Genomic DNA, 18,955 nt, shown 5'->3' with positions numbered 1-18,955 from the left:
AGCGCGTGTTGGCGCTGCACTGTCTGGCCACGGCCGCGGGAGAGGTGGCGCTGTGGGCTGAGGACTCGGATCTCGCGCCGAAGCGCGCGGGCCGGTCCGACCGCGCCCACCCGTTCGCCGTCCCGACCGACGGCCTCGCCGACCGGCTGGGGGTCACCGCCAAGGCGCGCACCCTGCCGGTGCTGCTGCCGTCGCGCCCCTCCGCGCCCGTCGACTCGCCCGAGTTGGTCCGCGATCCGCTGGCCGACCACCCGAAGCTGCGGGGCGAGGTGACGCTGCGGCCGTGGCGGGTCCCGGTGCTGGGCTGCGACCCGGGCGCGCTGGCCGCCGAGCTGCCCCGGCTGCTCGACCACGCCGACGACGTGCGTCCCGGGTCGAGCGTCCGGTTCGTGGCGACCGTTGCCGCGCTCGCCGAGGATCTGGTCGACCGGGGCCGCGTGCTGCCCGCGATCGTGGCCGAACCCGATGGCCCGGCCGCGCGCTGGCGGCCGGTGCTGTCCGGGGTCGACGCGGCCCGGTTCGCCCGGCTGCGCGACAGCATGCCGCCGGTCCTGCGCGCCGAGCAGCACGAACCCGACCTGCTCGACGGCCGCGCCGCCGACGACATCCTGCGCGACCTGCTCGACTCGCTGGTCGACGCGGCAGTGCGGGTCCGGCTCGCCGATCACCCGATCGCCCCGCCCGGCGGCTTCCGCGCGGTCGAGGAAGCCTCGGGCGCCCTGCTGCACGCGCTGGTCGAAGACCCGCGAATGGACGCGGACCCGAGCCTGATCGACGTCCTCGCGCGCCAGCTCGACACGTGGCGGTCCGCCGCGGTCCGCGAGGCGCCGGTCCGCACGTGCCTGCGGTTGAAGTCGCCCGCGCAGGCCGAGGACTGGGAGATCGAGTTCCTGCTCCAGGCCGCCGACGACCCGAGCGTGCTCATCCCGGCCGACCAGGTCTGGGACGGCGAGAGCGTGCTGCACCGCTGGGTGAGCAGGCCGCAGGAACTCCTGATCGCCGACCTGGCCCGCGCGGGCCGGATCTTCCCCGACCTCGACATCGCCCTGCGCGAGTCGCGGCCGCGTGGGATGAAGGTGAACACCGAAGGCGCCCACCGGTTCCTCAGCCACGCCCCCGCGCTCGACCAAGCCGGGTTCGGCGTGCTGCTGCCGAGTTGGTGGCGTGCGTCGTCCGGCATCGGTCTGCGCCTGACCACGACGTCGCGCGGCGCCGCGGGCACGGTCACGCGCAACACCGTGCTGGGCAAGAACGAGCTGGTCGACTACCGCTGGGACCTCGCGCTGGGCGATCTGACGCTCAGCGAGCACGAGATGAATGAACTGGCCAAGGCGAAGGTCCCGCTGGTCAAGGTGCGCGGCCAGTGGGTCCACCTCGATCAGCGCAGGCTCGCCGCGGGCTTGGCGTTCCTCGAACGCTCGGGCTCGGGCCAGATGACGGCGGGCGAGGTGATCGACCTCGCGGGGATGCCCTCGGAGGACGACGCGTTCCCGGTGCCGGTGCTCGGGATCGGTGGCACGGGCTGGCTGGCCGACCTGCTCAGCGGCACCGCCGAGGCCACCCTGGAGCCGGTCGAGACTCCCCCTGGCTTCGGCGCGGAACTGCGGCCGTACCAGCGGCGCGGCCTGGCCTGGTTGTCGTTCCTCGACCGCCTCGGCCTCGGCGCCTGCCTCGCCGACGACATGGGCCTCGGCAAGACGGTCCAGCTTCTCGCGTTGGAAACGGTCTCGCGCATGACCCCGCGACCGCCGACGCTGCTGGTGTGTCCCATGTCGGTGGTCGGCAACTGGCAGCGTGAGGCCGAGAAGTTCGCGCCCGGACTGCGGGTCCACGTGCACCACGGCGCCGACCGGATGACCGGCCTCGCCTTGGCCGACGCGGTCGCCGACGCCGACCTCGTGATCACCACCTACGCGCTGGCCGCCCGCGACTCGGAGGAACTGGCCGAGCTGACGTGGGACCGGATCGTGCTCGACGAGGCGCAGAACATCAAGAACAGCGCCTCCCGGCAGGCCCAGGCGATCCGGTCGCTGTCCGCCCGCCACCGCGTCGCGCTGACGGGCACACCGGTGGAGAACCGGCTGGCCGAGCTGTGGTCGATCATGGACTTCGCCAACCCCGGCCTCCTCGGTCCGCTGACGAAGTTCCGCGCGCGCTATGCGGTTCCGGTTGAGCGCTACGGCGACGAGGACGCCGCCGCGCGGCTGCGCCGGGTCACCGGCCCGTTCGTGCTGCGCAGGCTCAAGACCGATCCGACGATCATCGACGACCTGCCGGACAAGCTGGAGATGAAGCAGCTCTGCAACCTGACGACCGAGCAGGCCACGCTCTACCGCGCGGTCGTCGACGACATGCTCGGCAAGATCGACGAGAGCGAAGGCGTGCAGCGCAAGGGTTTGGTGCTGGCCACGATGACCAAGCTCAAGCAGGTGTGCAACCACCCGGCGCAGTTCCTCGGTGACGGCTCCCGCATCGCGGGCCGCTCCGGCAAGCTCGCGCGGCTGGAGGAAATCCTCGAAGAGGCGTTGGCCGAGGGCGACCGCGCGCTGTGCTTCACCCAGTTCGCCGGGTTCGGCTCGATGCTCGTCCCCTACCTGTCCGCGCGGTTCGACACCGACGTGCTGTTCCTGCACGGCGGCACACCGAAGAAGCAGCGCGACGCGATGGTCGAGCGGTTCCAGGCGGGCGACGGGCCGTCGATCTTCCTGCTGTCCCTCAAGGCGGGCGGCACCGGTCTGACGCTGACCGCGGCCAACCACGTCATCCACCTGGACCGCTGGTGGAACCCGGCGGTCGAGGACCAGGCGACCGACCGCGCGTTCCGCATCGGCCAGCGGCGCGACGTGCAGGTGCGCAAGTTCGTCTGCATCGGCACGCTGGAGGAGCGCATCGACAAGATGATCGAGCAGAAGAAAGCGCTGGCCCAGCTCGTCGTCGGCGCGGGTGAGGACTGGCTGACCGAGCTGTCCACCGCCGAGCTGCGCGAGCTGGTGACGCTGTCCGCGGAGGCCGTCGGTGAGTGAGGAATGGTGGCGCACCGAGCCGACGAAGACGATCCGCGTCGACAACGGCATCCGCACCCGCAGCCAGCACGGCGAGATCGCGCGCACGTGGTGGTCACGCAGGTTCCTGGAAGTCCTTGAGTCGCTGGGCATGGGCGGGCGGCTCGAACGCGGCAAGCGCTACGCGCGCGCCGGGCAGGTGCTGAGCCTGTCGCTGTCCACGAGCATCGTCGTGGCGACCGTGCAGGGGTCGCGGCCGGAGCCGTACCGCGTGCGCATCGGGATCAAGTCGTTCACCCCCGACCAGTGGATCGAGGTGGAGAAGGCGCTGGCCGGGCAGGCGCTGTTCATGGCGAAGCTGCTCGCGGGCGAGATGCCCGCCGACATCGAGGAGGCTTTCGCCAAGGTCGGCGTGTCCCTGTTCCCGGACTCGTCGCGCGAGCTGTCGATGGACTGCTCCTGCCCCGACTGGGAAGTGCCGTGCAAACACCTGGCCGCCGCGTGCTACCTGCTGGCCGAGTCGTTCGACGCCGACCCGTTCGAGATCCTGGCCTGGCGCGGCCGCGGCCGCCAGGAACTGCTCGACCACCTGCGTTCTTTGCGCGACAGCACCGCGCCGGTCGAGGTCGACCGCGGCGAGCCGCTTGCCTCGGTGCTCGACACGTTCTGGGGCAAGCCGTCGCCGCGCACGGGTGACGCGCCGATCGCCGCCGACCGACCCGACGCGCTGCTCGACCAGCTCGACCCGCTGCGGGTGATCGTGCGCGGCAAGCCGCTCGTCGAGTTCTTCCGGCCCGCCTACCGGACGATGGCGGAGGGCTCGTGAGGCTGGCTGTCCGCGTGGCGACCGTCGCCGAGGAACTATTGGCGCGCAAGAAGTACGTCGCGCCGATCGACGTGCTCGCCGGGCTCGGCTGGCTGAGCGGGCGCGTGGTCGAGTCGTGGGAACAGGGCCGCACGGACCAGCTGGACCAAGTCGCGGCCGTGTCCGCCGACCGGCTGGCCGAGGCCGTGGCGATCCTGGCGCAATGGGCGCGCGACAAGGGCCTGACCGAGTCCGCGGTCGACTATGTCGCCGCGACCCGCGACCGCCGGTCGCTGCGGTTCACCTCCGGCGACGACAAGCTCTACCGGACACATTGGACAGACCCGTCGCTGCCCCCGGCACGCCGGGAGAAGGTGCTCGCGAAGCAGCAGAAGGTGCCGGACCTTGTCGTGATCCAGCAGGACAAGCACTGGTACTGCACGCTGTGCCGCGACACGGGCGACTTCCACTTCCTGGAGAACGACCTGCCGGTGTGCGTCGACTGCGCGGACATGGGACACCTCGTGTTCCTCCCGTCCGGCGACACCGCGCTCACCCGCCGCGCCCACAAGGCCAGCGGGCTCGCCGCGATCGTGGTCAAGTGGAACAAGTCGCGCAAACGCTTTCAGCGGTGCGGTCTGCTGGTCGAGCACGCCGCGTTGGAGGCGGCCGAGGAGCAGTGCTTCGCCGACGAGGAACTGCGCGAACGCCGCAAGGCGCGCGACCGCGAACGCCGCGCGGCCCAGGACGTCGAGTTCCAGGCGGCGTTCGCGGCACGGATCGTCGCCCTGTTCCCCCGCCTCGCCGCCGACCGCGCGCAGGCGATCGCCGAACACGCGGGCACGCGCAGCAGCGGGCGGGTCGGCCGTTCCGCGGCGGGCCGCGCGCTCGACGAGGGCGCGGTGACGCTCGCCGTCGTCGCCGCGATCCGGCACGAGGAAACCGGGTACGACGCGATGCTCATGGCCGGTGTCCCGCGTGCGGAGGCCCGCGAACGCATCCGCGACGACATCGAACGCGTCCTCGCCGAATGGCGCTCTGCCTAACCAACCTATTTGACTGTGCTACTTAACGCTGTCCGCCGGGGCCGACCAGGTGTTGCACGAAGCGCTGGACTTCCCGTCGAACCCGGCCTTCGCCCACGTGAGCTGGTTGTCGCGCGTGCCGTGGGTGTCGGTGCCCTGCGTGTCCTCGAAGCTCTCCGCGGACTCTTCCGCCAAGTCCGCGTCGACCGACCCGCGCCCGGACACCGCGGCGAGGAACATGCCCGCGAAGCAGTTCGCCTGCAGTTCGGCCCGCCGCGACAGCTCCAGCGTCTCGTCCTCGTCGGCCTGCCGCTCCCGCTCGTTGACCGCGCCGAGGATGCCCGACAGCGCCTGCACGTGGTGGCCGTACTCGTGGGCCAGCACGGCGAGGTGGTAGGCGGTCTCCTCCCCCGCGTCCCGGATCAACCGCTTGCGCGGCATGTAGATGACCTTGTCGCGCGCGCAGTAGAACGCGGTCGCCTCTTCCTCACCTGGCGCGAAGCCGCACTTGCTGCGCGGGGAGTCGTCGATGTTGAGCCCGGGGCTGCGGAATGGCAGGCCCGCGGCGGTCAGGACAGGACGCCACGCCTGGTCGAGGCAGGCGATCCCCATGCGGTAGTACGCGTCGAGTTCGCCAGCCTCGGTGCCCAGCTCAGGCAGCGCGCAGTCGACCGACGGCAGCGGCGCGCCGGGGGTGAGCAGCTTGTTGGCCGCGACGTCGGCGAGCGTGCCCAGGTCGGCCTTCGGCTGGTCGGCCATGGGCTGCTCCCCCACGGCCAGCGCGTGCCCCTCGATCGTCGTCTCGGTTCCGCCCGAGGTGATCTTGCCCGCGACCGCGATGGTCAGCACCCCGACCAGCACGATGCTCAGCACCGCGACCAGCACGAACGGCGAGTTCTTGCGCGGCGGCGGCGCGAGGGTGACCACCGAGACCTGCGACAGGAAGATCTCGTTGTAGTTGGGTGGTAACACCGGCTCCGGGCGCGGCTCACCCTCCGGACTGCTCATTCCCCCCACCTCAGGTTGGACGGCCGCCACGCACGCGCGCGAACGGTCCCCCCGAACCGGCCATCACATCATAGACGCCGCCCTGGTCAGGTCTGACTCAAGAATTCGTCGAAGCCCCGGCCGCCGGCGTGGTCCGGCACCAGATGGTCGCCCCGCCGGTACGCCGCGAACGTGCGGCCGGGCAGGCGGAACGGCACGGTCGGCTTGCGGCTGCCCTTGGCCCGCAGATACGCCTTGGCCAGGTCACGGGCCTGTTCGATCTTGGGTCCACCCAGGTCGTCGACCCGTCCGGCAGGCGGGCCCGCCGCCAGCTCTACGAGCCGCGCGGCGACGGTCTCGGTGTCGACGGGCTGGAACCGCAGTGCCGGGGTGAACACGACGGGTAGCCGCTGCACTTCCCAGATTTTGGCCAGCAGGTCGTGGAACTGCGTTGTCCGCAGGACGGTCCACGGCAGGCCGGACTGCTCGACCAGCCGCTCGGCCGCCAGCTTGGCCTTGTAGTACGGGAGCGGGATCCGGTCGACGCCCACGATGGAGATGTAGACAAGGTGGGCGCCGTTAGCCGCGCTGATCAGGTTCTCCGTGGCCCGGATGTCCTTGCGTCCAAGCGTTGTCGCGCAGTGGATTACGACATCCACTCCGTCCATCGCGGCCGCCAGGCCATCGCCGGTGAGCAGGTCGACGGACGGTGTCGTGCTCCGGCTCGCCGAACGGACGTCCCGCCCAGCTTCGCGGAGTTGGCGCACTACGACACGGCCGAGCACGCCCGTGCCGCCGGTCACAAGAATGGTCATGGTTCCTCCAGTGTCATCCCTGAAGACCGGACAGCTCGCCGGAACGTGACAGCTGGCCCAGCAGAAACCCGAGCTTGTCCGGATTCGCCACGATCCGCACCGCGACGACCCTGCCGTCGTCGATCTGCGGCACCAACAGCCCGGACGCACCGCTCTCGTCGCGGCCGAACACCCCGATGTCCCCGTTGACCTCGACCACCGCGACCTCGGTCGCCGTGATGAGCCGGGAGAAGAGCCCGACCAGATACCGCGCGACCCGATTCGCCCCGACCACCGGCCTGCGCGCCGCGTTGACCTTGCCGCCCCCATCGGCCCACGACACGACGTCGTCGGCCAACAGCCGCTCCAACGCCTCGACGTCCCCGAGTTGGGCCGCGGCGAAGAACCGCTCCACCAGCACGTGGTCCCGCTCGGCGGATGCGCGCGGCCGATGTCCGTCGAGCCTGCGCTTGGCCCGGTGGTGAAGTTGGCGGCAGTTGGCGTCACTCAGCCCGAGGATTCCCGCGATCTCGGCGTGCGGATAGGCGAAGGCCTCGCGGAGGACGAACACCGCGCGTTCGACCGGACTCAGCTGCTCCAGCAGCACAAGCAGCGCGAAAGACACCGATTCGCGCTGCTCAACGGTATCGACCGGCCCCAGGACACCGTCGCCGGTCGCGACCGGTTCCGGCAGCCACGGCCCGACATACCGCTCGCGTCTGGCCCGGGCGGACGTCAGCTCGGTGAGACAGAGATTCGTGACCACCGTCGCCAACCACGCACTCGGCTGCTCGACGTCATCCGCCCGCAGCCACCGCAGGTAGGCGTCCTGCACGACATCCTCGGCCGCCGCCGCCGACCCCAACATCCGATAGGCGATCCCGAACAACCGCGACCGCTGCGCCTCGAACTCGTCGACCCCGTCCACACCCTCGATCCTGCCCGGTCGACACGTCACCGGCTGTGTCACGGCCATCACGCCGAAAGGGCCGGGAGTCAGAAGACTCCCGGCCCTTCGGTTCGACCTGGATCAGCTGCAGCCGGAAGTGCTGCCGCAGCCCTCACACACGTAGCAGGAACCGGCGGGACGCATCTTCGTGCCGCACGTCATGCACAGCGGAGCGTCCGCCGCCTTGCCCAGGTGCAGTTCGAGCAGCTCGGTCGAGCTGTGCGCCTCCGGCTTGTCCTCGGCCGCCTCGATCGTCGCCCGCGGGCTCGCGTCGACCGTCGTCCGCAGACCTTCCAGGTCCACATCAGACTGTCCACTGTAGTCCGCGGCCACCTGGGCCGACCGCTCGTCGGCGGTGAAGACGCCCAACTGGGCGCGCTTCTCGTACGGCAGGTAGTCCAGGGCCAGCCTGCGGAACAGGTAGTCCAGGACGCTGGTGGCGATGCGCACGTCCGGGTCGTCGGTCATCCCGGCGGGCTCGAAGCGCAGGTTCTGGAACTTCGAGACGTAGAACTCAAGCGGGATGCCGTACTGCAGGCCCACCGAGATCGACATCGAGAACGCGTCCATCACGCCCGCCAGGGTCGAGCCCTGCTTGCCGAGCTTGACGAAGATCTCGCCGAGGCCGTCGTCGGGGTACGAGCCCGCGTGCAGGTAGCCCTCGGCGCCGCCGACGGTGAACGACACCGTCTGCGACGGGCGCTTCTTCGGCAGGCGCTTGCGGACCGGGCGGTACTCGATGACCTTCTCCGGCTCGGCGGTGGCCGTCGTGCCGTTGTTGGCGCCCTTGCCCGCGGACAGCGGCTGGCCGACCTTGCAGTTGTCGCGGTAGATGGCCAGCGCCTTGAGGCCCAGCTTCCAGCCCTGGAAGTAGATCTCCTCGACGTCCTCGACAGTGGCCGCCTCCGGCATGTTGACCGTCTTGGAGATCGCGCCGGAGATGAATGGCTGGACGGCCGCCATCATCCGCACGTGGCCCATCGGCGCGATGGAGCGCTCGCCCATGGCGCAGTCGAAGACCTCGTAGTGCTCCTTGCGCAGGCCCGGCGCGTTGACGACGTGGCCGTGCTCGGCGATGTACTCGACGATGGCCTCGACCTGCTCGTCCTGGTAGCCCAGGGAGGTGAGCGCGCGCGGCACGGTCTGGTTGACGATCTGCATCGAGCCGCCGCCGACGAGCTTCTTGAACTTGACCAGGGCCAAGTCGGGCTCGATGCCGGTGGTGTCGCAGTCCATCATCAGGCCGATGGTGCCGGTCGGGGCGAGCACGCTGGCCTGCGCGTTGCGCCAGCCGTCGCGCGTGCCGATCTCCAGCGCGGCCTGCCACTCGCGGGTCGCCACGCGCTGCACGGCGGCGTCGGTCGAGTGGTGGGTGCGCAGCAGGTCGTTTGCCGCGGCGTGCTTGCGCATGACCCGCTGGTGGGACTCGGCGTTGCGGGCGTAGCCCTCGAACGGGCCGACGACGCCCGCCAGTTCGGCGGAGCGGCGGTACGCGGTGCCGGTCATCAGCGAGGTGATGGCCGCGGCGAGCGCCCGGCCGCCCTCGGAGTCGTACGCGTGGCCGGTCGCCATGAGCAGCGCGCCGATGTTGGCGTAGCCGATGCCCAGCTGGCGGAACTTGCGCGTGGTGTCGGCGATCGGCTCGGTCGGGAAGTCGGCGAAGCAGATCGAGATGTCCATCGCGGTGATGACGATCTCGACGGCCTTGGCGAAGGTCTCGGCGTCGAACGTGCCGTCGTCGGCGAGGAACTTCATCAGGTTCAGCGACGCCAGGTTGCAGCTGGAGTTGTCCAGGTGCATGTACTCGCTGCACGGGTTCGACGCGGTGATCCGGCCCGACTCCGGGCAGGTGTGCCAGGCGTTGATCGTGTCGTCGTACTGGATGCCCGGGTCGGCGCACTCCCACGCGGCCTTCGCGAGCTTGCGGAACAGCGACTTGGCCTCGACGCTCTCGATGACCTCGCCGGTGGTGCGCGAGCGCAGGCCGAACCCGCCGTCGGACTCGACGGCGTGCATGAACTCGTCCGACACGCGAATCGAGTTGTTGGCGTTCTGGTACTGCACCGACGTGATGTCGGAGCCGCCGAGGTCCATGTCGAAGCCCGCGTCGCGCAGCACGCGGATCTTGGCCTCTTCGCGGGCCTTGGTCTCGATGAACTCCTCGACGTCGGGGTGGTCGACGTCGAGCACGACCATCTTCGCCGCGCGCCGCGTCGCGCCGCCGGACTTGATGGTCCCGGCGGAGGCGTCGGCGCCGCGCATGAACGACACCGGACCGGAGGCCGTGCCGCCGGAGGACAGCAGTTCCTTCGACGAGCGGATCCGCGACAGGTTCAGGCCCGCACCCGACCCGCCCTTGAAGATCAGCCCCTCTTCTTTGTACCAGTTGAGGATCGAGTCCATCGTGTCGTCGACCGCGAGGATGAAGCACGCGCTGACCTGCTGCGGCGAGCTGGTGCCGACGTTGAACCACACCGGGGAGTTGAAGCTGAACACCTGGTGCAGCAGCATCCAGGTCAGCTCGTGCTCGAAGACCTCGGCATCGGCCGTGGTGGCGAAGTAGCCGTGCTTGACGCCAGCGGCGACGTAGGTCTTCACCACGCGGTCGATCAGCTGGCGCAGCGAGTGCTCGCGCACCGCGGTGCCCACCGCGCCGCGGAAGTACTTGCTGGTCACGATGTTCGTGGCGTTCACCGACCAGAAGTCGGGGAACTCGACACCGCGCTGCTCGAAGTTCACCGACCCGTCACGCCAGTTGGTCATCACCACGTCGCGGTGCTCCCAGGTCACCTCGTCGTAGGGATGCACCCCCTCGGTGGTGTAGACGCGCTCGACCCGCAGTCCGCGCTTCGGCGAGCCGTTGCGCTCCGCGCGCGCGCTCGCCGCGGGGGTCCCCACGGTTTCGGTCATGACAAGTCCCTCTTCCTCATCACTGGCCTGTACTGGTGTGGCCACGTCCGGGCTCCCCGTCCGATGCGGCCGTAGCTTGTGGTTCTTGGTCCCGCGCCCGCGGGATCCGCGCCTAGTCCTCATCGGGCAGCGACTCGCCCGCCATCGCCGCGCGCAGGTCGGCGATCTCCTTCTCGAAGTCCTCGACCGACGAGAACGACCGGTAGACACTGGCGAAGCGCAGATACGCGACGCCGTCGAGTTCGCGCAGCGGTCCGAGGATGGCCAGGCCGACCTCGTGGCTGGGGATCTCGGCGCTGCCTGTGGCCCGGATCGACTCCTCGACCTTCTGCGCGAGCAGCTGCAGCTGGTCCTCGTCGACCGGCCTGCCCTGGCAGGCCCGCCGCACCCCGGTGACCACCTTGTCCCGGCTGAACGGCTCGGTCACGCCCGACCGCTTGACCACCGCGAGGACCGCCTCCTCGACCGTGGTGAACCGGCGGCCACACTCCGCGCACGACCGGCGCCTGCGGATGACTTGGCCCTCGTCGACCTCACGCGAGTCGACGACCCGGGAGTCGGAGTGGCGACAGAACGGACATCGCATCGGATCTCATCCTCCCTCTCCTGCTCCGACCATCCGAGTGGCCGCTTGACGGCCGCCCACGACCACATCTGGTGATCGATCTGTGGATAAGGGGTGGATAACTCACCCCAACCTGTGGACGAACTACAACGGCGTAACTACTAGATGTTGGGGTCGACCGTATGCCTAGACGCTAGATCATGCAACTCGACAGGCCGTCGCCACCCGAGCGGTCGTGACATCAACGTGCAGTAGTTCCAACATCACGGTGAGCCGAGTTATTCACCCGTTCGGCTGATTCATGAACTCGCCTGATCGAGCCGGTGAACGACAGAGTCCCCACACGCCGGGCGGCATGCGGGGACTCGGGAAGAGCACGCGGAGCTGTGGGATACGCGACACCCGTCGCGCGGTCGGGTCAGCGGGAGAAGGGCACCGTCAGCGGTTGCCCGACCCGGACGGCGGACCCGTCAAGATTGTTCAGTTCCCGGATCTTGACGACCACCGCGGCCACGTCGCTGTCCGGCGCCATCCTGGCGGCCAACTCCGACAGGCTCTCGCCCGGCTCGACCCGGACGACCGTCGTCGTCGCGGGCACGTCGGCACCCGCCATCGATCCGGCGAACGCGCCGAGGCCGAGGAACGCGAGCGCGACGACCGTCGCGACGCTCAGCAGCACGATGACCGGCAGCGGAGCAGGCCGCGGGGTGCACTCCGGCGCGGCGACGACGTGCGGGGCGTTGACCCGACGCCTGCGCGTGGGCGGTCGGAGCCTGCCCTGGCCGATGGGCCGCGCGGGCCGCAGCGCGGGTACCGGCGGGGCCGCCACGTGCACGGATCGGCTCGTCACCGAGCCGACTGACCTGGATGCTAGTGTCGCCGCCATCGCAACCTCCTCGAACGGCCGTTCGATCGAACGCCCGTGCGAATGTCTACCACCCGCCACCGACAAAATCGATACCCGATCGGCGTGTCGCTCGAACAGGTGTTTGATCTGCCCAGGTCGGCGGACTAACGTCGATGTCGGAGAAGATCGAAGACGATCCACCGCCGGGACACGAGCCTCGTCCCGGGTTCGCAGGGAGGCAGCGCAGTGGCAGGCACGAGTGGCAGCAAGCCCGCAGGGGCACCGAAGCGGAAGCCCTTGTCGGGGGGCAACGTGCGCAGTTTCCCCGAGCTGGACCAGACGCCGGACGGAAACGAGCTGCCGCTGCGGCAGCGTCAGGTGCTCGAGGTCATCAGGTCGTGGGTGCAGCGCTTCGGCTACCCGCCGAGCGTGCGCGAGATCGGTGAGGCCGTCGGCCTGACGTCGACGTCCTCAGTGGCCTATCAGCTGCGCGCGCTGGAGGAGAAGGGCTACCTGCGGCGCGACCCGAACCGCCCGCGCGCGATCGGGGTGCTCCCGGCCGACGCGACGCCCGCGCAGCTGCGCGGCGAGCAGATCGCCCCGGTGCTCATCGAGCAGGCCGACCAGGGCCCCAAGCCGACGTACGTGCCGGTGGTCGGCCGCATCGCCGCCGGTGGGCCGATCCTGGCCGAGCAGGCCGTCGAGGACGTGTTCCCGCTGCCCAAGGAGCTGGTCGGCGAGGGATCGCTGTTCATGCTCAAGGTCGCGGGCGACTCGATGATCGACGCCGCCATCGCCAACGACGACTGGGTCGTGGTCCGCCAGCAGCCGACGGCGAACAACGGCGAGATCGTCGCGGCGATGATCGACGGCGAGGCCACGGTCAAGACGTTCAAGCGGCGCGACGGCCACGTGTGGCTGCTGCCGCACAACGACGCCTACGAGCCGATCCCCGGCGACGAGGCCACCATCCTGGGCAAGGTCGTCGCGGTTCTGCGCCGTCTCTAACGGCGTTTGGCGGATCGGCGGTGCATGTAGAGCAGGATGCCGCCGACCGCCACCACGGTGAACCCGATGGCGGGGAGTGTGGACAGTCCACTGTCGCCGGAGCCTGACGCGGCCGCCGCTTGGCCGCTCGACTGCGAGCCGCCCGCGGAGTCAGGCTTCGGCGCCACCAGGGCGGCCGCGCCCGTCACGGTGCGCACGGGCTGCCCGACGCCCTCCGACGCCGACACCAGCGTGCCGTCGGGCTCCAGCGCGATCGCCTCGCCCTGCTTCTCGTTGGGCAGCGGGACGCGCACGGGAGTCGCTTTGAACGCGCCCAGCAGGTCGCCGTCGCGCACCGGGTACAGGTAGGCGTCGGTGTAGGTGCGCAGTGCCACGACGGTGCCGTCCTGGTTGGACGCCGCCCCGGTCACGACCACCGAGCCGATGGCCGGGTTGACCGGGCCGCCCTGGGTATCCGTGCTGGTCAGCTGCACGGTGCCGACCTTCTCCAGCTTCGTGGGGCCGGGGCTGGCGATCGCCGCGGTCGGGCGGTAGATGTCGGCGCGGCCGAACGGGTTCTTGGTGAGCAGATACGGCGTGCCGGAGCGGTCGAGCACGAGCGCCTCGGTGTCGTGGGCGCCGTCCGGGTAGGTCAGCCGGTGGATCTTGGTCTTGCCGTCCGCGGTGAGCGAGATCAGCGCGACCGTCTCGCGTTTCTTGTCGTTGTCGCCGGTGTCGGCCAGCCAGAACGTGCCGTCGGCGGAGCGGGCGAGGTCCTCGACGTCGAACGGGTCGGTCGGGCCGTTGATCACCTTCTCGACCTTGCAGTCCTTGGTGAGCACATAGACCGTCGACTTGGTGCCGCCGTCGTTGACCGCGTACCAGCGCTTGCCGTCGGACACGAGCCCGGACAGCTCACCCAGCCGCTTGTCCGCGGTGACGCACGCGTCGGCCGCCTTCGGTTGGGCCGACGCGACCGCTGGTCCCCATCCCAGCAGACCAGCCACGATCGCAGCGGTCACCAACGCCCGCACAGGCACCTCCCAGTCGACGACTACCCCCACCCACGGTAGCCGCCGGGAGGCTCACAACAGCTAAGACGTGTCCGGCCGCGTCGCGTTCACCCGGATGTGCGTCGGCGGCCCGGATCACTCCGGGCCGCCGATGTCACTCTGTGCTGATTCAGGCCGAGGTGCCGTTGACGGCGAACCCTTCGAGCACGCCCGCCAAGTCGGCCTTGACCCTGGCCCGCAGCTGCGTGCCCGCCTCGGTGTGGTCCTCGAACAGGACCTCGCCCTCGCGGTGCACCCTCGCCACGAGCTCGCCCCGCGCGTAGGGCACGAGCACGTCGACCTCCTGACTCGGCCGGGGCAGCAGCTCGCCCACGCGTTCGCGCAGCTCGGTGATGCCCTGCCCGGTGGCCGCGGAGACGAACACCGCGCCGGGCAGCAGGTGGCGCAGCCGGGCCAGCGCGAACTCGCTGGCCGCGTCGACCTTGTTGACCACCACCAGCTCGGGCGGCATCCGCAGATCGCGCCGGTGGCCGATCTCGTTGAGCACCTCGCGCACAGCCGTGACCTGCCACTCCGGCATCGGGTCTGCGCCGTCGACCACGTGCAGGACCAGGTCGGCGTCGGCCACCTCGTCGAGCGTGGTGCGGAACGCCTCGACCAGCTGGTGCGGCAGGTGGCGCACGAACCCGACCGTGTCGGTCAGCGTGTAGGTGTGGCCGTCGGGTGTCTCGGTGCGGCGAGTCGTCGCGTCGAGGGTGGCGAACAGCGCGTCCTCGACGAGCACCCCGGCGCCGGTAAGGGCGTTGAGGAGGCTCGACTTGCCCGCGTTGGTGTAGCCGGCGATGGCCACGCTCGGGATCTCGTTGGCGACCCGGCGCCCGCGCTTGGTGTCGCGGACGGTCGACATCGCCTTGATCTCCTTGCGCAGCTTGGAGATCTTGGCCCGGATGCGCCGTCGGTCGGTCTCGAGCTTGGTCTCACCGGGACCACGCAGACCCACACCACCGTTGCCGCCGCCCGCGCGACCACCGGCCTGGCGGGACAGCGTCTCACCCCAACCACGCAGGCGCGGCAGCAGATACTGCAGCTGCGCCAGCTCGACCTGGGACTTGCCCTCCCGGGACCGGGCGTGCTGGGCGAAGATGTCGAGGATCAACGCGGTGCGGTCGATGACCTTGACCTTGAGCCGCGCCTCCAGCTGCTGCAGCTGGCTTGGCGAGAGCTCGCCGTCGCAGATCACCGTGTCCGCGCCGGTCGAGCGCACGATGTCGGCCAGTTCGTTGACCTTGCCGGAGCCGATGTAGGTGGCCGAGTCCGGCTTGTCGCGGCGCTGGACCAGTCCGTCGAGCACCTCGGAACCCGCGGTCTCGGCCAGCCTGGCCAACTCCGCGAGCGAGGCCTCCGACTCCAGCGCGGAGCCGTCGGTCCAGACCCCGACCAGCACGACCCGTTCGAGTCGCAGCTGGCGGTATTCGACCTCGGTGATGTCCTGGAGCTCGGTCGACAGACCGGCTACTCGGCGTAGTGAAGACCGCTCTTCCCGCTCCAGATCACCGAGGGAGAGCTCAGCCGGGTCGGCCACCGCGCCGTTGATGTCCTGCTGAGTGAATTCCTCTGTCACCTGGTTGACCCGTCCTTCGTGTCGCGGGGAATCGGTCGATTCCGTCATTCCATGGTCGCACGTCTGAGCGACCAATTCGACCCGGTTATTCCCCGGGGTAGAACGCCACGTACACGGCGGTGCGCTCGGCACCGGGTTCGAGGGGCCGCTGGACGAACTCGTCGAGCACCGCCTCGATGCGGTCCATCAGCTCCGCCTTGGCCGATTCGTCGATCTGCACGACCAGCCTGGTCTGGAGGAGTTTGCCCAGGCCGGCGTCGGAAACCTCGCCCAGATACGCCTGCAGCATGGCCTCGGCGAGGCCGACCCGATCGTCGTCGCGGAAGCTCAATCCCCAGGACACGCCCGCCGCCCGGTACGGGATCTCCTTGGCGCCCCGGTTGCCCCGCCGTTCCGGCATCGCCTCCAGAAATCCCGCGGCGACGAGTTTCCGCACGTGGTGCAGCGTCGTCGCCGGATCCTTGCCCAGGCGTTCGGCGATTTCCTTGTTCGTCAGTGGACGCTGGTAGGCGAGGCGGATGATGCGCAGCCGGATCGCCGAGCCCAACGCCTCGAGCTCGGCCGGGGTGGCCTCCCGCTTCTCGGTCACCGCGCAAGCCTAGATCACGCCTGTGGATAACCGATTGACGCTTTCCAATCACTCAGGCACCCTCGAATCATGACCACCGCCCTGCACACCCACCCCGACTTCCGCCGCCTCTGGATCGGCGACACGATCGCCCAGTTCGGCACCAACATCGGCCAGATCGTGCTCCCCCTGCTCGCGATCGCCGTGCTGAACGCGACCCCGTTCGAGCTCGGCGTGCTGACCGCGGCCGAGACCGCCGCGTTCCTGCTCATCGGCCTCCCAGCGGGTGCGTGGATCGACCGGATGCGCCGAAAACCCCTGATGGTGCGCATGGACCTCGCGAGAGCGGCCCTGCTGCTCACCGTGCCGCTAGCGGGCTGGCTCGGCTGGCTCACGCTGAGCCAACTCGTCGTGGTCGCGTTACTGGTCGGCGCGTGCACGGTGTTCTTCGACATCGGCTACCAGGCGTACCTGCCGTCCCTGGTCGGCCGCGAACACCTCATCGAGGGCAACGCCAAGCTCCAGGCCAGCCAGTCGGTCGCCCAACTCAGCGGCCCCGCCGCGGGCGGCGCCCTCAGCCAGGTCATCGGCGCCGCCAACGCCATGCTCGCCACCGGCGTCGGCTACCTGGCCTCAGCCCTGATGCTCAGCCGGATCAAGGCCGTCGAACCCGCCCCACACCGCCCACCCGAACGCCACCTCCGCGCCGAGGTCGTCGAGGGCCTGCGCTTCGTCGTCCACAACCGCTACCTGCGCCCGATCGCGCTGTGCACGGCGTCGTGGAACCTGTTCTTCGGCGTGGAGACCGCGGTGTTCGTCCTGTTCCTCGCGAAGACCATCGGCCTGACGCCCGGCCAGATCGGCCTGGTCATGGCCCTGGCAGGAATCGGCTCCATCATCGGCGCCGTCCTCGCGACGAAGGTCAACGCCGCCATCGGCACGGCCCGCGCGATCTGGCTAGTCCCCCTGGCCAGCACCCCGTTCGGCTTCCTGATCCCTCTCGCCACCCCCGGCTGGCCGATGGCCCTGCTGATCGTCGGCTTCCTGATGGTGAACTTCGCGGCGGTGATCTACAACATCGCCCAAGTCAGCTTCCGTCAGGCAATCTGCCCCGACCACCTTCTCGGCCGGATGAACGCCAGCGTCCGCTTCATCGTCTGGGGCACCCTGCCCCTCGGCGCTCTCCTGGGCGGAACCCTCGCCTCCACCATCGGCGTCCGCGAAACCCTGTGGGTCGCCGTCTCAGGCTGGCTCGCGTCCTCGCTCTGGGTGGTCCTGTCCCCTTTACGCGCCTTACGCGACACCCCCTCGGCCCCGGAGCCGTCCCCCACCCCCTGACCACCCGGGCCCGCTCAACCACGACAGAGAGGAAAGCCCCACCTGGTCACCGCCGACTCCACCTGACCGGCAGCGATCGCCGACCGCGGCTCCCCACCGAACCGTAGGAGGCAACCAAGAACCCATCCCCAACGAGAGAAGGCCACCCCCGGGGTATCCCCGACGATGGCCTTCACCCGAACCCGGACTAGCGGGACGCGACCGCCTGCTCGGCGGCGGCGAGCCACTCGCGCCACTGGGCGGCCTGTGCCTCGGCTTGTTCGGCGCGGCGCTTGTCGCCCGCGGCGCGGGCCTTGGCGGCCTGGGCCTCGAACTGTTCGACCCGCTCACGGAACTGGGCGGCGCGGGCCTCGGCCTCGGGGTCGGTGCGGCGCCACTGGGCGTCGGTGGCGGTGCGGACCTTCTCCTCGACGGCTCGGAGCCTGCCCTCGAGTTCGCGGATGCGTTCGCGCGGGACCTTGCCGATCTCCTCCCAGCGCTCCTGGATCTTGTGCAGGTGCGCGCGGGCGGCGTCGAGGTCGCCCTGCGGGTTGATCTTCTCGGCCTCGGCGAGCAGGTCTTCCTTGAGCTTGGCGTTCTCGGCGAACTCGGCGTCACGCTCGTCGAAGACGGAGGACCGCCTGCTGAAGAACTTGTCCTGCGCCGCGCGGAACCGCTGCCAGAGTGCGTCGTCGGCGTCCTTGGGCGCGCGGCCCGCCGCCTTCCACTCGAGCATCAGTTCCTTGTAGCGGCCCGCGGTCGGACCCCAGTCGTCCGACTCGGACAGGCGCTCGGCCTCGTCGACCAGTTCCTGCTTGCGGCCCTTCGCGGTCGCGCGCTGCCGGTCGAGGTCGGCGAAGTGGGAGCCGCGACGACGGTTGAACGTGTCCCGGGCCTTGGAGAACCGGCGCCACAGCTGCTCGTCGGTCTTGCGGTCGACGCCCTTGATCGTCTTCCACTCGTCGAGGATGCCGCGCAGCCGGTCGCCCGCGACCTTCCACTGCGTCGACTCCTCGGCCATCGCCTCGGCTTCCTCGACCAGCTGCTGCTTGCGCGCGATCGACCCGGCCCGGGCCTCCTCACGAGCGTGCTTGGCGTGGTCCAGCGCCACCGCGGCGTGCGCGATCACCTGGTCGAGCCGCGCCTCCAGGCCAACCAGGTCACCGACGACGTGCGCCTCGGCCAGGCTGTCCTTGATGTGCTTGGCGTTGGTCGCGGCGTGCTTGGGGTCCCCGGACCCGGACGCGAGCCGAGTCTCCAGCAACTCGACCTCAGTCCGAATGTCATCGAACCGCCGCGCGAAGTGCGCGAGGCCCTCGGCGGGCTCACCGGCCTGCCACGACCCGACCGCGCGCTCACCGTCGGCGGTCTTGACGAAGACAGTGCCCTCCTCGTCGACCCGACCCCACTTGCCCGGGTCAGCGGACGCGTGCGCCACCGGCGGCAACGCGTCAACCGGCGCGGGCACCGGCACCGCGACCGGCGCGGCAGCAGGCGCCTGCGCCGCGGGCGCGGCGCTCGGGGCGGGGGTGGCCTTGGGAATCGCGGTCGGCAACGCCGACGGC

The 18,955-nt window shown here is 70.1% G+C and carries 15 protein-coding genes; 5 read left to right on the top strand and 10 right to left on the bottom strand.

The annotated features are described in order from the left end of the window. The first annotated feature begins 5 nt into the window (after nucleotides 1-5). Genes ACSHT8_RS33320 through ACSHT8_RS33310 form a run of 3 tightly spaced genes read left to right on the top strand, consistent with a single transcriptional unit; the run spans nucleotide 6 to nucleotide 4,853 of the window. Nucleotides 6-3,023 (top strand): DEAD/DEAH box helicase, encoded by a 3,018-nt coding sequence (locus ACSHT8_RS33320; RefSeq protein WP_436495838.1) that lies wholly within the window; start codon nucleotides 6-8, stop codon nucleotides 3,021-3,023. Further along, nucleotides 3,016-3,828 carry an SWIM zinc finger family protein gene (locus tag ACSHT8_RS33315; RefSeq protein WP_436495836.1) on the top strand — a complete coding sequence of 271 codons (813 nt, stop codon included), beginning with the start codon at nucleotides 3,016-3,018 and terminating at the stop codon, nucleotides 3,826-3,828. The genes ACSHT8_RS33320 and ACSHT8_RS33315 overlap by 8 nt, the downstream gene beginning before the upstream one ends. Next, nucleotides 3,825-4,853 carry a DUF2293 domain-containing protein gene (locus ACSHT8_RS33310; protein ID WP_436495834.1) on the top strand — a complete coding sequence of 343 codons (1,029 nt, stop codon included), beginning with the start codon at nucleotides 3,825-3,827 and terminating at the stop codon, nucleotides 4,851-4,853. Before ACSHT8_RS33315 ends, ACSHT8_RS33310 begins: the two co-directional genes overlap by 4 nt. Nucleotides 4,854-4,871: 18 nt before the next feature. On the opposite strand, the gene ACSHT8_RS33305 is transcribed toward ACSHT8_RS33310, so the two are convergent. The 6 genes from ACSHT8_RS33305 to ACSHT8_RS33280 all read right to left on the bottom strand — a co-directional run bounded on the left by ACSHT8_RS33305 (nucleotide 4,872) and on the right by ACSHT8_RS33280 (nucleotide 11,887). Continuing rightward, the gene (locus ACSHT8_RS33305) at nucleotides 4,872-5,840 is read right to left on the bottom strand and encodes a neutral zinc metallopeptidase (RefSeq protein WP_436495832.1); all 969 of its coding nucleotides are present in this window, start codon (nucleotides 5,838-5,840) and stop codon (nucleotides 4,872-4,874) included. An 86-nt stretch (nucleotides 5,841-5,926) separates the two neighbouring features. Then, entirely contained in the window at nucleotides 5,927-6,634 is a 708-nt protein-coding gene (locus ACSHT8_RS33300; RefSeq protein WP_436495830.1) for an SDR family oxidoreductase, read from the bottom strand. Between the two features lie 13 nt (nucleotides 6,635-6,647). After that, nucleotides 6,648-7,541, bottom strand: a complete 894-nt coding sequence (locus ACSHT8_RS33295) for an RNA polymerase sigma-70 factor (protein WP_436495828.1) — start codon at nucleotides 7,539-7,541, stop codon at nucleotides 6,648-6,650. Between the two features lie 102 nt (nucleotides 7,542-7,643). Next, on the bottom strand, nucleotides 7,644-10,472 hold the full coding sequence (locus ACSHT8_RS33290) for a vitamin B12-dependent ribonucleotide reductase (RefSeq protein WP_436495826.1): 2,829 nt from the start codon (nucleotides 10,470-10,472) through the stop codon (nucleotides 7,644-7,646). Nucleotides 10,473-10,584: 112 nt separating this feature from the next. After that, a complete protein-coding gene (nrdR, locus tag ACSHT8_RS33285; RefSeq protein ID WP_436495824.1) occupies nucleotides 10,585-11,058 on the bottom strand; it encodes a transcriptional regulator NrdR in 474 nt (157 codons plus the stop codon). A gap of 397 nt (nucleotides 11,059-11,455) precedes the next feature. Further along, a complete protein-coding gene (locus tag ACSHT8_RS33280) occupies nucleotides 11,456-11,887 on the bottom strand; it encodes a LysM peptidoglycan-binding domain-containing protein (RefSeq protein WP_436495822.1) in 432 nt (143 codons plus the stop codon). A 294-nt stretch (nucleotides 11,888-12,181) separates the two neighbouring features. Between ACSHT8_RS33280 and lexA the strand changes: the two genes are divergently transcribed. Further along, nucleotides 12,182-12,892: a transcriptional repressor LexA gene (lexA, locus tag ACSHT8_RS33275; protein ID WP_436502243.1), complete on the top strand. Its 711-nt coding sequence runs from the start codon at nucleotides 12,182-12,184 to the stop codon at nucleotides 12,890-12,892. Here the strand turns inward: lexA and ACSHT8_RS33270 are convergent. The 3 genes from ACSHT8_RS33270 to ACSHT8_RS33260 all read right to left on the bottom strand — a co-directional run bounded on the left by ACSHT8_RS33270 (nucleotide 12,889) and on the right by ACSHT8_RS33260 (nucleotide 16,094). Beyond that, nucleotides 12,889-13,905: a hypothetical protein gene (locus ACSHT8_RS33270; RefSeq protein WP_436495820.1), complete on the bottom strand. Its 1,017-nt coding sequence runs from the start codon at nucleotides 13,903-13,905 to the stop codon at nucleotides 12,889-12,891. The genes lexA and ACSHT8_RS33270 overlap by 4 nt on opposite strands. A 148-nt stretch (nucleotides 13,906-14,053) precedes the next feature. Further along, nucleotides 14,054-15,505 (bottom strand): GTPase HflX, encoded by a 1,452-nt coding sequence (gene hflX, locus ACSHT8_RS33265; RefSeq protein ID WP_436495818.1) that lies wholly within the window; start codon nucleotides 15,503-15,505, stop codon nucleotides 14,054-14,056. Between the two features lie 85 nt (nucleotides 15,506-15,590). Next, a complete protein-coding gene (locus ACSHT8_RS33260) occupies nucleotides 15,591-16,094 on the bottom strand; it encodes an ArsR/SmtB family transcription factor (RefSeq protein ID WP_436495816.1) in 504 nt (167 codons plus the stop codon). Nucleotides 16,095-16,163: 69 nt separating this feature from the next. Between ACSHT8_RS33260 and ACSHT8_RS33255 the strand changes: the two genes are divergently transcribed. After that, complete coding sequence (locus tag ACSHT8_RS33255; protein WP_436495814.1) at nucleotides 16,164-17,411, top strand: MFS transporter; 1,248 nt, start codon at nucleotides 16,164-16,166, stop codon at nucleotides 17,409-17,411. A gap of 187 nt (nucleotides 17,412-17,598) precedes the next feature. On the opposite strand, the gene ACSHT8_RS33250 is transcribed toward ACSHT8_RS33255, so the two are convergent. Next, nucleotides 17,599-18,864, bottom strand: coding sequence for a DUF349 domain-containing protein (locus ACSHT8_RS33250; protein ID WP_436502242.1), 1,266 nt, complete (start codon nucleotides 18,862-18,864; stop codon nucleotides 17,599-17,601). Between the last annotated feature and the right edge of the window lie 91 nt (nucleotides 18,865-18,955).

This window comes from Actinokineospora sp. HUAS TT18, assembly GCF_051364635.1.
Classification (GTDB): domain Bacteria; phylum Actinomycetota; class Actinomycetes; order Mycobacteriales; family Pseudonocardiaceae; genus Actinokineospora.
This window is presented reverse-complemented; position numbering and strand designations above follow the sequence as displayed.

What these genes read in the sequence shown, in the direction of transcription:
- ACSHT8_RS33300 (WP_436495830.1), bottom strand. Translation starts at nt 6,634, where the DNA reads ATGACCATTCTTGTGACCGGCGGCACGGGCGTGCTCGGCCGTGTCGTA.
- ACSHT8_RS33290 (WP_436495826.1), bottom strand. Translation starts at nt 10,472, where the DNA reads ATGACCGAAACCGTGGGGACCCCCGCGGCGAGCGCGCGCGCGGAGCGC.
- nrdR (WP_436495824.1), bottom strand. Translation starts at nt 11,058, where the DNA reads ATGCGATGTCCGTTCTGTCGCCACTCCGACTCCCGGGTCGTCGACTCG.
- ACSHT8_RS33255 (WP_436495814.1), top strand. Translation starts at nt 16,164, where the DNA reads ATGACCACCGCCCTGCACACCCACCCCGACTTCCGCCGCCTCTGGATC.
- ACSHT8_RS33305 (WP_436495832.1), bottom strand. Translation starts at nt 5,840, where the DNA reads ATGAGCAGTCCGGAGGGTGAGCCGCGCCCGGAGCCGGTGTTACCACCC.